Source organism: Ramlibacter sp., from assembly GCF_035706265.1.
Taxonomy (GTDB): domain Bacteria; phylum Pseudomonadota; class Gammaproteobacteria; order Burkholderiales; family Burkholderiaceae_C; genus Ramlibacter.
The window spans coordinates 1-13684 of record NZ_DASSVG010000430.1; the positions used below are offsets into that span (position 1 = coordinate 1).

The 13684-nt window shown below is 71.9% G+C and carries 14 protein-coding genes and 1 tRNA gene; 6 read left to right on the forward strand and 9 right to left on the reverse strand.

Annotated elements, in window-relative coordinates; all coding sequences use genetic code 11:
- The 3 genes from VFM98_RS15225 to VFM98_RS15235 form a co-directional block, all read left to right on the forward strand.
- Positions 1-773 (forward strand): SAF domain-containing protein (locus VFM98_RS15225; protein WP_325110758.1); only part of this gene is annotated, 773 nt, incomplete at its 5' end.
- Between the two features lie 43 nt (positions 774-816).
- A tRNA-Ala gene (locus tag VFM98_RS15230) sits at positions 817-892 on the forward strand.
- Between the two features lie 154 nt (positions 893-1046).
- On the forward strand, positions 1047-1922 hold the full coding sequence (locus VFM98_RS15235) for an MBL fold metallo-hydrolase (protein ID WP_325110759.1): 876 nt from the start codon (positions 1047-1049) through the stop codon (positions 1920-1922).
- An 18-nt stretch (positions 1923-1940) separates the two neighbouring features.
- On the opposite strand, the gene VFM98_RS15240 is transcribed toward VFM98_RS15235, so the two are convergent.
- Positions 1941-2189 (reverse strand): hypothetical protein, encoded by a 249-nt coding sequence (locus tag VFM98_RS15240; RefSeq protein WP_325110760.1) that lies wholly within the window; start codon positions 2187-2189, stop codon positions 1941-1943.
- A 207-nt stretch (positions 2190-2396) separates the two neighbouring features.
- Positions 2397-2741 carry a hypothetical protein gene (locus VFM98_RS15245; RefSeq protein ID WP_325110761.1) on the reverse strand — a complete coding sequence of 115 codons (345 nt, stop codon included), beginning with the start codon at positions 2739-2741 and terminating at the stop codon, positions 2397-2399.
- 259 nt (positions 2742-3000) lie between these two features.
- Between VFM98_RS15245 and VFM98_RS15250 the strand changes: the two genes are divergently transcribed.
- Positions 3001-5607 (forward strand): PQQ-binding-like beta-propeller repeat protein, encoded by a 2607-nt coding sequence (locus VFM98_RS15250; protein ID WP_325110762.1) that lies wholly within the window; start codon positions 3001-3003, stop codon positions 5605-5607.
- Positions 5608-5620: 13 nt separating this feature from the next.
- On the opposite strand, the gene mnhG is transcribed toward VFM98_RS15250, so the two are convergent.
- From mnhG to VFM98_RS15280, 6 genes are read right to left on the reverse strand one after another with little or no spacing between them, the layout of a single operon-like run.
- Complete coding sequence (gene mnhG, locus VFM98_RS15255) at positions 5621-5965, reverse strand: monovalent cation/H(+) antiporter subunit G (RefSeq protein WP_325110763.1); 345 nt, start codon at positions 5963-5965, stop codon at positions 5621-5623.
- 2 nt (positions 5966-5967) lie between these two features.
- Positions 5968-6243 carry a K+/H+ antiporter subunit F gene (locus VFM98_RS15260; protein ID WP_325110764.1) on the reverse strand — a complete coding sequence of 92 codons (276 nt, stop codon included), beginning with the start codon at positions 6241-6243 and terminating at the stop codon, positions 5968-5970.
- Positions 6240-6728 carry a Na+/H+ antiporter subunit E gene (locus VFM98_RS15265; protein ID WP_325110765.1) on the reverse strand — a complete coding sequence of 163 codons (489 nt, stop codon included), beginning with the start codon at positions 6726-6728 and terminating at the stop codon, positions 6240-6242. Before VFM98_RS15265 ends, VFM98_RS15260 begins: the two co-directional genes overlap by 4 nt.
- A complete protein-coding gene (locus VFM98_RS15270; protein WP_325110766.1) occupies positions 6725-8401 on the reverse strand; it encodes a monovalent cation/H+ antiporter subunit D in 1677 nt (558 codons plus the stop codon). Before VFM98_RS15270 ends, VFM98_RS15265 begins: the two co-directional genes overlap by 4 nt.
- Entirely contained in the window at positions 8398-8742 is a 345-nt protein-coding gene (locus VFM98_RS15275) for a Na+/H+ antiporter subunit C (RefSeq protein ID WP_325110767.1), read from the reverse strand. Before VFM98_RS15275 ends, VFM98_RS15270 begins: the two co-directional genes overlap by 4 nt.
- Positions 8742-11642 (reverse strand): monovalent cation/H+ antiporter subunit A, encoded by a 2901-nt coding sequence (locus VFM98_RS15280; protein WP_325110768.1) that lies wholly within the window; start codon positions 11640-11642, stop codon positions 8742-8744. The genes VFM98_RS15275 and VFM98_RS15280 overlap by 1 nt, the downstream gene beginning before the upstream one ends.
- A gap of 67 nt (positions 11643-11709) precedes the next feature.
- Between VFM98_RS15280 and VFM98_RS15285 the strand changes: the two genes are divergently transcribed.
- Positions 11710-12597: a universal stress protein gene (locus VFM98_RS15285; RefSeq protein ID WP_325110769.1), complete on the forward strand. Its 888-nt coding sequence runs from the start codon at positions 11710-11712 to the stop codon at positions 12595-12597.
- A 20-nt stretch (positions 12598-12617) separates the two neighbouring features.
- On the opposite strand, the gene VFM98_RS15290 is transcribed toward VFM98_RS15285, so the two are convergent.
- Positions 12618-12968 carry a hypothetical protein gene (locus VFM98_RS15290; protein ID WP_325110770.1) on the reverse strand — a complete coding sequence of 117 codons (351 nt, stop codon included), beginning with the start codon at positions 12966-12968 and terminating at the stop codon, positions 12618-12620.
- An 81-nt stretch (positions 12969-13049) separates the two neighbouring features.
- On the opposite strand from VFM98_RS15290, the gene VFM98_RS15295 reads away from it, so the two are divergent.
- Entirely contained in the window at positions 13050-13679 is a 630-nt protein-coding gene (locus VFM98_RS15295) for a trimeric intracellular cation channel family protein (protein WP_325110771.1), read from the forward strand.
- Positions 13680-13684 lie beyond the last annotated feature (5 nt).

Sequence of the window (13684 nt, forward strand, 5' to 3'; positions counted from 1 at the left end):
AGTCCACACCCGATACGGTGTGGGACAACTGGGGCCTGACGCGGGAGCAGGCGCAGCGCGGCGGCCTCAACCCGAAGATGTTCAACAGCTTCCTGGACGGCTCCAAGCCTGCCATCGAGAGCACCGCGGTGGCCAACGCCACCGGCCTGGCCGTGCCCTCCGACGGCCTGCTCTATCCGCCAGCCAGCATCGAGGACATCCCCTTCGTCACCCGCCCGCGCAGCGAAGGCGGCGTGCTGGAACACAAGGGCATGGTGGAAGTCATCTCCTCGCTGGAGGCCGACGGCCGCGCGATCCCCTACGAGATCCGCATGGGCGTGTGGGTCACGGTGGAAGGCGAGACCGAGTACATCCGCAACTGCTTCGAGGAGTACAAGGCGCACACCGACCCGAGCGGGCGCTACTTCACGCTCTACAAGCGCTGGCACCTGATCGGCCTGGAAGTGGGCGTGTCGGTCGCGAGCGTCGCGCTGCGCGGCGAGGCCACGGGGGTGGCAAGCTGCTGGAACGCGGACGTGGTGGCCACCGCCAAGCGCGACCTGCAGCCGGGTGAAGTCCTCGACGGCGAGGGCGGCTACACCGTCTGGGGCAAGCTGCTGCCGGCCGAGAAGTCCGTGCGCATGGGCGGGCTGCCGCTGGGCCTGGCGCACGACGTGAAGCTGGTGCGCCCGGTGAAGAAGGGCCAGAGCCTCAGCTGGGCCGACGTCGCGATGGACACCGGCACCCGCGCCTACCAGCTGAGGCGCGAGATGGAGTCGCTGTTCGCGCGCTGAGCCGGAAAGGGCGCTCCGCTTTTGCTACAATAACGAACGTTGTGGGGGGGTAGCTCAGCTGGGAGAGCGTCGCGTTCGCAATGCGAAGGTCGGGAGTTCGATCCTCCTCCTCTCCACCACCAACATCCCCGGAAAGGCCTTGGCGCACCGCCAGGGCCTTTTTTCTTGCGTGCCGGTAGGAACCGGTGCGCACGATCCTGCGCGCCCGGCTGCAAGGGGCCGCCCTCCGGCCCGCCTAGGGTGGATGCGAAAGCGGCAACCGGGAGAACCACCTTGCGCATCCACCACCTCAACTGCATCTCGAGCTGTCCCCTCGGCGGCCGGCTCATGGACGGCCGCACCCAGGGCATCCTCACGCGCGGGCGGCTGTGCTGCCATTGCCTCGCCATCGAAAGCGACGACGGGATCGTGCTGGTCGACACGGGCTTCGGCCTGAACGACGTGCGCACGCCGCGCAAGCGCCTGAGCGGCTTCTTCCTGGCCCTGCTGAGCCCGGATTTCCGTGAAGAGCTCACCGCCTTGCGCCAGTTGCAGGCGCTGGGGTTCTCCGCCGCCGACGTGCGCCACATCGTGCTCACGCACCTGGACTTCGACCACGCCGGCGGGCTCGACGACTTCCCGCACGCGGCGGTCCACATGCTGCAGCAGGAACGCGACTACGCGCTGCTGCAGAAGACCTGGCTGGACCGGCAGCGCTTCAGGCCGCAGCAATGGAGCACGCGTGCCCGCTGGCGCGTGTATCCGGCGTCGGCCGGCGAGCCCTGGTTCGGCTTCGACGCCGTGCGCCAGCTCGCCGGGCTGCCGCCCGAGATCCTGCTGGTGCCGCTGGCCGGCCACACCCACGGCCATGCCGGCGTGGCCATCCGCACCGACGGCCACTGGCTGCTGCAGACCGGCGACGCCTACTTCTGGCACCAGGAAATGGACTTCGAGCACCCGCGCTGCACGCCCGGCCTGCGCATGTACCAGACCCTGATGGAGAAGGACCGCGCCCGGCGCCTGGCGAACCAGCAGCGCCTGCGCGCGCTGCGGCGCGAGCATGGCCAGCAGATCGAGATCTTCTGCGCCCACGACCCGATCGAATACGAGCGGCTCACCGGCCATCCGATGGGCGAGCCCCTGGGCGCCCACGTGCACGCGCACGCGTAGCGGCGCGCGGAGCCCGCTTCAGGGTTTCGGGCCGGCCTGCGCGGGGGACTTGGGATCGACGATCGGCCGGGTCACCGCCTTGGTGGCCGTCTTCACGTCCTCGCTGGGCGGCGCGGTGCCGAACTTCTCGCTGCGGATCATGGGCGCGCTGGCAGCGGCCGCCGCGGCCGATGCTGCGGCGGTGATCGAGCTCGCAGCCGCCTGCGAACGCGGCGGCAATTCGCCCGTCGCGGCACGGCCGCGCCAGCGGGCGGCGACCGCATCCATCGCGGCCTCGAGGCTCTCCTTCTGGCGCTGCGCGTCGGCGGAGCCGGGCGCGCTGGCCGCGCTCGCAGGCCGCAGCGCGGCGCTGGCGGCACCGATCGGTGCCGCGCCGGCAACCTGCGGCGCGGAAGCCGTACCGGCCGGTGCCGAGGCGCCGGCGGGCGCCGCCCCCGGTGTCGGCGCGCGCGACGCGCGGGGCCGGCAGCGGCATCACGCCGCCTGCATCATCTCCTTCTTCAGGCTGGAGGCCTCGCGATGGGCGCGCTCGATCGCTTCGCGCAGCCGTGAATCGACACCGCCGCCAGCATTGCGGCAGGCCTGCATGGCGCGGTCGGCCGTCTCCTCCAGCTGCTGGACGTCCTTGCGCAGGCTTTCCTCGCTGGCCGAGCCCTGGCCGTGCGCCGCGTGCTTGCACGCGCTGGCCTGCTCGTGCAGCGCCATGACGCATTGCTTCAGGTCGGCGGGAACCGAGGCCGACTGCTGGCAGGCGTTGCGGGCTTCGTCCGCGGATCGCTCGAGACGGTCGATGCCTTGCTTCATCTGTTCCGCTTGCATGCTTTTCTCCTTGCGTTGGGACCACCCAATCTAGGAGGCCCGGCCCGCCGGCGGCTGTCGTCGCCGCCGCAGCATGGCAGTCGGACAGGCCCGACACGCGACCGGCGTTTGCACGCGCGGGTCGTCCTACATGGAAACACCTGCCGTCCGACAGGGTGCGGCGCGGCCTCTTCCTATGGTGGCCCTTGCCCCGCGCGAACCGCGACCGCACGGTCCGGTTCGCACGGCAAGAAGAAGCACGGCAGCGTGCCCCCAGCCCATGGCCCATCGCACCCTTCCCTCGCGCATCCTCGCCGTCCTCATCGGCCTCGTGGCTGTTGCCCTCGTCCTCGGCGGCATCCGGCTCGCCGGCCTGGGCGGCTCCTGGTATTACCTGGTGGCGGGCGTGCTGCTGCTGGCCGTGGCCTGGCTGCTGTGGCGCGGCAAGCCCGGCGCCGTGCTGGTGTTCGCCCTCGTGTTCGCGGCCAGCGTCGCCTGGGCCTTGTGGGAGAGCGGCCTCGACTGGTGGCCGCTGGCGGCCCGGCTGGACGTGCTGTTCGTGCTGGGGCTGCTCCTGCTGCTGCCCGGCGTCATCGCAGGCACGCCCGCAGCGCGCCGCCTGCCGCGCATCGTGCTGGGCGTCGTCCTCGGCGCTTTCGCGCTGATCGCGGTGGCGAGCTGGCTGCGCGATCCGCACGACCTCGATGGCACGCTGGCGTCGAACACGGCGGTGACGGCGCCCGGCGGCATGGCCGCGGCGGACTGGACGGCCTACGGCGGATCGGGCGCGGGCCAGCGCTACTCGGCGCTGCGCCAGATCACGCCGGAGAACGCGGAGCAGCTGCAACCGGTCTGGCACTTCCAGACCGGCGACGTGCGCGGCCAGGCCGGCGACCCGAAGGAGACCACCTTCGAGGTCACGCCGCTGAAGATCGGCAACCGGCTCTACTTCTGCACGCCGCACCAGGACGTGATCGCGCTCGACGCGACGACCGGCGCCCAGGTGTGGCGGTACGACCCGCGCATCCAGGATCGATTGGCGCTGCAGCACCTGACGTGCCGGGGCCTCAGCTGGCAGCCCGCGTCGGCGCGCGCATCGGCGGGGGCGCCTGCATCCGCGGCTGCTGCACCTGCTTCGGCGGCCTCTGCTGCCGCACCGACAGCTGCCGCACCTGCTTCGGCTGCATCTGCTGCCATACCGACGGCTGCCGCATCCGCCACCGCCCCCACACCAAGTTCCAGCCAGGCGATCGGCACCGGCCCCAGTGTCGACGCGTCCTCGCAGCAAGGCGGCGGCACGCCGGGCAGCGTGCCCGCACCCGGGCCGCTGCCCGTTGCGGCGGTCGACGGCCCCACCGACCCGAGTTGCCCCTCGCGGCTGTTCATGCCGACGGCCGATGGCCGGCTGATCGCGCTCAATCCCGACAACGGCCACGTCTGCGCGGACTTCGGCGGCGGCACGGGGCAGATCGACCTCTGGGCGGGCATGCCGAACCGGCGGCCGGGCGCCTACTACTCCACTTCGCCGGTGGTGGTCGCGCGCGGGCTGCTGGTGGTCGGCGGCACCGTCCTGGACAACGTCTCGACGCAGGAGCAGTCGGGCGTGATCCGCGCGTTCGACGCCGAGTCGGGCCGCCTGGTGTGGAACTGGGATTCGGGCAACCCGGAACAGACCGCGCCGCTGCCCGCCGGCCAGACCTACGTGCCCAATTCCCCCAACAGCTGGAGCATCTCCGCGGTCGACGAAGCGCTCGGCCTCGTCTACGTGCCGCTCGGCAACCAGCCGCCGGACCAGTGGGGGGCGCAGCGCTCGCCCGCGGTCGAAAAGTATTCCTCGTCGATCGTCGCCCTCGACCTGCAGACCGGCCAGGTGCGCTGGAGCTTCCAGACGGTGCACCACGACCTGTGGGACTACGACGTACCGTCGCAACCGAGCCTGCTGGACCTGCGCGTGGGCGGCGGCACCGTGCCCGTGCTGGTGCAGCCGACCAAGCAGGGCGAGCTGTTCGTGCTGGACCGGCGCACCGGCCAGCCGGTGATCCCCGTGACGGAGCAGCGCGTCCCGCAGGGGGCTGCCGAGGGCGAGCGCCTGGCGCCCACCCAGCCGCGCTCGGGGCTGTCCTTCGATCCCGAACCACTGGCCGAGCGCCACATGTGGGGCGCCACGATGTTCGACCAGCTCTATTGCCGCATCGCCTTCCACCAGTTGCGCTACGAGGGCCGCTACACGCCGCCGTCGCAGGAGGGAACGCTGGTCTATCCGGGCAACTTCGGCGTCTTCAACTGGGGCTCGATCGCGGTGGATCCGGTGCGGGGCTGGGCGTTCACCACCCCGGCCTACCTCGCGTTCGTCTCGCAACTGGTGCCGCGCCCGGACGATCGCGCGCTGGTCGTGCAGGGCGAGGAACGGCCCGAAGGCAGCCTGCCGGCGCTGAACGAGAACTTCGGCGCGCCGTACGCGATCAAGCTCTATCCCTTCACTTCGCCGCTCGGCATCCCCTGCCAGCAGCCGCCGTGGGGCTATGTCGCCGGGGCCGACCTGGCCAGCGGCCGCATCGCCTGGCGCCACCGCAACGGCACGGTGCGCGACCTCGCACCGGTGCCGCTGCCCTTCCGCATGGGCGTGCCCAGCCTGGGCGGGCCGCTCGTCACGGCCGGCGGCGTCGCCTTCCTCTCGGGGACCCTCGACAACTACGTGCGGGCCTACGACATGCGCACCGGCCGCGAGCTGTGGCGCAGCCGCCTGCCCGCCGGCGGCCAGGCCACGCCCATGACGTACGAAGGAGCGGACGGACGCCAGTTCGTCGTGGTGGTGGCCGGCGGCCACGGATCGCTCGGCACCCAGGCCGGGGACGACGTGATCGCGTACGCCCTGCCGCGCCGCTAGCGACTGGCGCGCTTCACTTCGACGGCGGACCGCCCTCCCCGCTGGCGCGCAGCGGCGGCGGCAGCGGCTGGCCCGCCTGCCGTTCGCGGAACAGTGCGGCGCGCGACAGCAGCACCGTGCTGACCGGCGCCGTGATCGACAGGATGATGATGATCAGCCACGAATGCAGCGCGAGCCCGCCGCGCCCCGCGCTGAAGTAGATCACCGAGGCCAGCGTCACCGCCCAGCTCGCGAGCGTGTACACCAGCGCCGGTGCGTGCATGCGCAGGAAGAAGTCCGGCAGCCGCGCCAGGCCGAGCGCGGAGGTCAGCGCGACCAGCCCGCTGAAGACCAGCAGCACTGCGACGATCGTTTCCATGATCATTCGATCACCTCGCCGCGCAGCAGGAACTTGGCCAGGGCCGCGGAGCTCACGAATCCGAACAGCGCCATCAGCAGCGCGGCCTCGAAGTACATGCTGCTGTCGTAGCGGATCGCCAGCACCAGCAGCGCGAGCATCGCCAGCACGAACACGAAGTCCAGCGCCAGCACGCGGTCCTGCGCGCGCGGGCCGCCGAACAGGCGCCGCATCGCCACCGCACCGGCAAGCACATAGAGCACCAGCGTGACCGTGATCGCGACGGACAGGACACTCATTCGAAGATCTCCCGCAATGGTTGTTCGTAGCGCACCTTCAGGTCCTCGATGAAGGCGGCTTCGTCGTCCAGGTCGAACACGTGCAGCAGCAGGGCGCTGCGGTCGGACGCGAGCTCGCACCACACCGTGCCCGGGATCACCGTGACGATGATCGCCAATGCGGCCAGCGCGTGCGGCTCGCGCAGCTGCAGCGGCACCGCGACGAAGGCGCCGCGCGGCGGCCGGCGGGGCACGCGCCACACGGCTTGCGCGACCTGCAGGCCGGAGAGCACGACATCCGCGCCCACGCGCAGGATCAGACGGGCGACGGTCCACGGCCGCCGCACCGGCCCCAACGGAGGCAGCAGGGGCGCCAGCAGCAGCGGCACGGCAACGCCCAGCACGGCGCCCGTCAGCAGGTGCACCAGCGCCAGCGAGTCGTTCAGCAGCAGCCACATGGCCCACAGCGAGGCCGAGACCAGCGGCGAAGGCAGCCAGCGCTTCATGGCTGCGGCCTCGCGGGCGCCGGCACGGGCCGGGTCTGCAGCACGGCGCCGGTGTAGAGCGAGGGTGTATGCAGTTCGGCCGCCGCATAGCCGGTGTAGCGCAGCGCGGACTCGCCCCGCACGGCCAGGGCCGTGCAGGCGCCGAGCAGCAGCAGCACCGGCAGCACCTCCACCAGGCGCAGCCGCGGCGCGGCCCGCTCCTGCAGCGCCCAGAAGTGGGCGATGAAGGCGCGCGTGAGGGCCACCGAAGACAGCAGGCCGGAGACGATCAGCAGCGCGAACAGCGCCCAGGCCTCGCCGCGCCACTGCGCCGGCGCGTCGCGGCGTGCCTCCAGCAGCGCATCCAGCATCGCGATCTTGCCGACGAAGCCCGAAAGCGGCGGCAGTCCCGACAACACCAGCGTGCACAGGAGGAAGGCCACGCCGAGGAAAGCCACCGCCGCCGGAATGGCGCGGCCCACCAGCGGCACGCGGGCATCGTCCAGGTTCACGTCCTGCGGCACGGTGCGTTCGCCGCGCTCGCCGAAGGTCGGCAGGGGCGCCTCGCTGTCGTCGGCCCAGGGCGCGTCCACCTCCACCTGGCGCGCGCGCTCCACCAGTTCCACCAGCAGGAACATGGCCGAGGCCGCGAGGGTGGAACTCGCCAGGTAGAACAGCGCCGCGCCGGTGAGTTGCGGCAGGTCGAGGCTGATGGCGGCCAGCACCGTGCCGGCGGAGGTGATGATCGAATAGCCGGCCAGCTTGCCCAGTTGCTGCGAGGCCAGCATGCCGATGGCGCCGAAGCCCACGGTGGCGAGTCCGCCCCACAGCAGCGCGGAGCCGCCGAACAGGGCCGAGGCGCCGGCGGTGGCCGGGAAGCACAGGGTCCACAGGCGCAGCACCGCGTAGACGCCCACCTTGGTGAGGATGGCGAACACGGCGGCCGCCGGCGCGCTGGCGGCCGAATAGGCCGGCGGCAGCCAGAAGTTCAGCGGCCACAGGGCCGCCTTGGCGAGGAAGGCGACGCCCAGCAGGGCAGAGGCGGCATGCAGCAGGCCGCGGTCTTCCGGCGGCACGTGCGGCAGCTTGACGGCGATGTCGGCCATGTTCAGCGTGCCCGTGATCCCGTACAGCAAGGCCACGGCGATCAGGAACAGGAACGAGGCCAGCAGGTTCACCGTGATGTAGTGCAGCCCCGAGCGCACGCGGCCCGTGCCGCCCCCGTGCAGCAGCAGGCCGTAGGAGGCCGCCAGCAGCACCTCGAAGAACACGAACAGGTTGAACAGGTCCGCGGTGAGGAAGGCGCCGTTGAGGCCCATCAACTGCAGTTGCAGCAGCGGGTGGAACTGCACGCTGGCGCGGTGCCAGCGCGCCAGCGAGAACAGCAGCGAGCCCAGCGCCACGCAGGCCGCCAGCACCAGCATCAGGGCCGAGAGCCGGTCCAGCGCCAGCACGATGCCGAAAGGCACCGGCCAGTTCCCCGGCAGGTAGACGCCGAAGCTGGCGGTGCGGCCGCTCTCCGACACACCCTGCAGCAAATGCCACGCGAGCGCCAGGCTGGCCAGCATCGACAGCATGTTGAGGCCCGCCTTCCAGCGCCGCCAGCGGTCGCCCATGCCCACCAGCACGGCCGCCGTCACCAGCGGCAGCAGGACCGGGGCCACCACGAGCTGGCCGGAAGTGAGCGAGATCAAGGCGCCTCCTCCCGGCCGTCCACGTGGTCGCTGTCGGTCAGGCCGCGCAGCGCCAGCAGCACGACCAGGAACAGCGCGGTGGTCGCGAAGCCGATCACGATCGCCGTCAGCACCAGCGACTGCGGCAGCGGATCGGTGTAGTGCAGCAGGTCCGGCGGCACGCCCGGCTGCACGATCGGCTCGGCGTCGAGCGAGAGGCTGCCGACGCTGAAGATGAACAGGTTGACGGCATAGGACAGCAGCGACAGCCCGATCAGCACCTGGAAGGTGCGGGGCCGCAGCACCAGCCACACGCCCGCCGAGACGAGCACCCCGATCGCCAGAGAGATCACGAGTTCCATCAGCGCCGCTCCCCCGACTGGCGGCGCCGCGCCCGCAGCGACTGGTGGGCCAGCGCGGTGAGCAGCAGCAGCGTGGACCCCAGCACGACGCAGAACACGCCCAGGTCGAACAGCGCCGCGCTGGGCAGGTGGAAGTCGCCCAGCACCGGCAGCGTCACGTGCGCCGTGTGGGTGGTGAGGAAGGGATAGCCGAAGGCCAGCGAGGCCAGCCCCGTGCCCACCGCGATCAGCAGGCCGAAGGCGATCCAGCGCGGCGGCTGCAGGTTGAGCCGGTCCTCGATCCACTGCGTGCCGCCCACCATGTACTGCGCGATGAAGGCGATCGCCAGCGTGAGGCCCGCGACGAAGCCGCCGCCGGGCTGGTTGTGCCCGCGCAGGAACAGGTGCAGCGCCAGCACCGCCGCCACCGGCAGCAGCAGGCGCACCAGCACCGCGGGCACCAGCAGGTAGCCCTGGGCCGGATCGCCGGCATCGAGGATCTCCTCCGTCCGCACCAGGTCGCTGGACACGCCCGGCGGCGCCAGCTGCTGCTGCGGCGGCACCTCGATCACCTCGCGCGGCGGCCGGAAGCGCCGCAGCAGCGCGAAGACCGTGATGCCCACCAGCGCCAGCACGGTCACCTCGCCCAGCGTGTCGAAGGCGCGGAAGTCGACCAGCATCACGTTGACGACGTTGGTGCCGCCGCCGGCCGGCAGCGCGTTGGCGAGGTAGAAGGGCGAGATGCTCTGGGCGCCGGTGCGCGTGAGCAGCGCATACGACAGCGCGGCGAGCCCGGCGTCGGCCAGCGCGGCGAGCACGAAATCGCGCCGGCGCCGCCACGCGGCGCGCACCCGCGTGCGGACGTCGTCCTGCTCGATGCGCTTGGGCAGCCAGCGCAGCCCCAGCAGGAACAGCACCATCGTCACCGTCTCCACCGCCAGTTGCGTGAGCGCCAGGTCGGGGGCGGAGAACCAGGCGAAGGTGAGGCACACCGCGATGCCCACCACGCCCAGCAGCGCCAGCGCCACCAGCCGGTGGAACTTGGCCTGCCAGGCGCTGGCCACGGCCGCCGCCGCGCCGACCAGCCACAGCACCACGAACTCCGGCGTGGCCGGCACGCGCGGCCGGTCGCCCCACGTGAGCGGCACGACCAGCGCAGCTCCCAGCGCGAGGCCCGCGGCCGCGATGAAGATCCAGAACACCTGCGCCTGCAGGCGCAGGCTGCTGGTGCGGCGCAGGAGGCGGCGCGCGCCCCAGCTCGTGCCGCCCAGCAGTGCCTCGAACGCCTGCTTGCCGTCGGCGCGCTCCAGGAAGGGCGTGGCGCGCAGGGGCCGGTCGCGGAAGCGCCGGCCGTAGCGCAGGTAGATCGCCGTGCCGGCCACCAGCGCCACCAGGCTCATGACCATGGGCGCGTTGAAGCCGTGCCAGACGGCGAGGCTGTATTCGGGCAGCGTGCCGCCCACCACCGGCCGCGCGGCGGCCGCCAGCACGGCGCCGACCGAGCGCTCGGGCAGGATGCCCACCACCAGGCAGGCCAGCACCAGGAATTCGATCGGCGCGCGCATCCAGCGGGCCGGCTCGTGCGGCGTGCGCGGGCAGTCGCGCGGCGGCGGGCCGAAGAACACGTCGTGGCCGAAACGCAGCGAGTAGGTCACCCCGAAGATGCCCGCCAGGGTCGCGGCGATCGGCAGCCCCCACTCCACGGCGGGCGAGGACTGCACGAACACCGTCTCGGCGAAGAACATCTCCTTGGAGAGGAAGCCATTGAGCAGCGGCACGCCCGCCATCGCGGCGCAGGCCACCATGGCCAGCTTGGCCGTGCGCGGCATGAAGCGGTACAGGCCGTCGAGGCGCCGCATGTCGCGGGTGCCGCTTTCGTGGTCGATGATGCCCACGGCCATGAAGAGCGACGCCTTGAACGTCGCGTGGTTCATCATGTGGAAGACCGCAGCGACGGCGGCGAGGCGGCTGTTCAGCCCGAGCAGCAGCGTGATCAGCCCGAGGTGGCTGATGGTCGAATAGGCCAGCAGCGCCTTCAGGTCGTTCTGGAACATCGCCGCGTAGGCCCCGAGCAGCAGCGTCGCCAGCCCCGCGCCGCCCACGATCCAGAACCAGGTGTCGCTGCCGGCCAGCACCGGCCACAGGCGCGCCAGCAGGAACACACCCGCCTTCACCATGGTGGCCGAGTGCAGGTAGGCCGAGACCGGCGTCGGCGCCGCCATCGCATGCGGCAGCCAGAAGTGGAACGGGAACTGCGCGCTCTTGGTCAGCGCGCCCAGCAGCACCAGCCCCACCGCCGCCGGGTACAGCTCGTGCGCGCGCAGGCGGTCGCCCGCGCGCAGCACGTCGTCGAGGTCGTAGCTGCCGGCGATGTGGCCCACCAGCACCAGCCCGGCGAGCAGCGCCAGCCCGCCGGCGGCCGTGACGATGAAGGCCATGCGGGCGCCGCGCCGGGCGTCCTTGCGGTGGTGCCAGTAGCCGATCAGCAGGAAGGAGAACAGGCTGGTGAGCTCCCAGAACACCGCCAGCTGGATCAGGTTGCCGGAGAGCACGATGCCCAGCATGGAGCCCATGAAGCCGAGGAGCAGCGCATAGAAGCGCGCCGCCGGATCCTGCGCCGACAGGTAGTAGCGCGCATAGAGCACCACCAGCGCACCGATCACGCTCACCAGCATCGCGAACAGCCAGGCGAAGCCGTCCACCCGCAGCACGAAGTCGATGCCCAGCGAAGGCAGCCACTCGACGCGCTCGCTGACCACGCCGCCGTCCGCGACCTGCGGGAACTGGAACGCCATGGCGGTCGCGACGGCGAGCGCGACGCTGCCGGCCAGCAGCGACTCGCCGTTGCGGGCGCGCGTGGGCAGCACTGCGGCCACCACGCTGGCCACGAACGGCAGCAGGACGATCCATGCAAGGGGCATGCGCCGAGTCTAGTGGAGCCGTGCCGCCGACCGTTGGGCCACAATGGCCGCACATCAGGAGGAATCCATGGAAGCCATCACGACCGTCCTGGCCGCCACCGACTTCTCGGCCGATGCGGCCTGCGCCGCGCAGCGGGCCGCGCAGCTCGCCCGCGAGCATGGCGCCGCTCTGCGGCTGGTGCACGTGGTCGAGCCCGACTTCCTGCTCGCGCTGCGCGACCTGGTCGACACCCACCGCGACCTGCAGGCCTCGGTGCGCGACCAGGCCGGCATCGAGCTGGCCGCCGCGGTGCAGGCCTTGCAGCAGGGCTCGCCCGGCGTGCAGGTCACGCCCGTGGTGCGCGAAGGCCGGGTGCTGCAGGAGCTGGGCAGCGAGGAGCAGCAGGCGGACGTGCTGGTGCTGGGCGCGCGCGGCTCGCACGCGCTGCGCGAGCTGGCGCTGGGCACCACGGCCGACCGGCTGCTGCGCACGGCGACCCGGCCCCTGCTCGTCGTCAGGCAGCCGCCAGCGGGCCCCTATGCCAGGGTGCTGGTGCTGGCCGATCTCGAGCCGCCCTCGGCGGCGGCGCTCGCGTTCGCCGCGCGGCTGGCGCCGGCGGCCTCGCTGCGCCTGCTGCATGCCGTGGACCTGCCCTTCGAGGGCAAGCTGCGCCTGGCCGGGGTGGGCGAGGAGGAGATCGCGGCGTGGCGCGCGCGCACCGCCGCCCATGCGCACGACGCGCTGGAGCGCATGTGCGACGCGTCCGGACAGCGGCTGCGCACCATCGTCTCGGTGCAGGAAGGCGACGTGTGCCGCGTGTTCCTGCAGGCGCTGGAAGACCTGCGGCCCGATCTCGTGGTGGTCGCGCGCGAGCACCACGCGCCGCTGAGCGACCTGCTCCTGGGCAGCGTCACCCGGGTCGTGCTGGCCGAGGCCTCCTGCGACGTGCTGGTGGTGCCCGCCAGCGGCGCGTGAGCGCGCCCCGGCGTGGCGCGTTACGCGAGCGCGATGACGCCTTGCGCGCCGATGCTGCGCAGGCAGCGCTTGCGCAGGCTCTCGACCGCGGCCAGGTGCTCCTGCAGCACCTGGAAGGCCGGCCCCGCCGTCCGGCTGCACAGGGCCTGCAGCAGGCGCGCGCGCGAGACCAGCACGGCCACCCAGGCCACGGAGAACTTGGGCAGCGAGGCACCGAGGATGCGCATTTCGCCGAACTCCTGCTGGATGCGCCGCAGGCGCTCCGGGTCGACCCAGCTGTCGGTCAGCGCGCGCAGGTCCATCTCGTATTTCTCCAGGGCCGCGGCGAGCTTGAAAGTCACCACCCGGGCGGAAAACTCCTTGATCTGCATGGCACGAACTCTAGGCGACCCCGCGCCCGTTTCCAGCGCGAAAACGTGCAGTTACGGCTCGGGATGTAACGCCGAAGAATGATGGAACAGCACCTCTTCGTCCTGGTCGACCTGCTCGGCACCTTCGCCTTCGCCGTCAGCGGCGCGCTGGCGGCCGAACAGAAGCGGCTGGACCTGTTCGGCGTGGCCGCCATCAGCCTGCTCACCGCCTGCGGCGGCGGCGTGATCCGCGATCTGTGCCTCGGTGCGCTGCCGCCGGTGGGCATCTCGGACTGGCGCTATCTCGCCACCTCGATGGCAGCGGCGGCCTGCGCGATCTGGGCGCGGCGTCTCATCGCCCATCTCGAGCAGCCGATCCTCTTCTTCGATGCGCTGGGGCTCGGCTTCTTCGCCGTGACGGGCGCGCTGAAGGCGCTGCTGCTGCAGCAGAACGTGGAGGTCGCAATCCTCCTCGGGCTGGTGACGGCGGTGGGCGGCGGCGTGATGCGCGACGTGATGCTCACGCGCGTGCCCGTGATCCTGCAGAAGGAGATCTACGCGCTGGCGGCGCTGCTGGGCGCCGCCATCCAGGTGCTGGGGCACTACCTCGAATGGCGCGTCGCGCTGACGCCCTGGTTCGCCGCCTCGGTGTGCGTGGCGCTGCGGCTGCTCGCGCTGCGCTATTCCTGGAGCCTGCCTGTCGTGCAGGGGCGCGATCGCGCCGACCGTTGACGGAA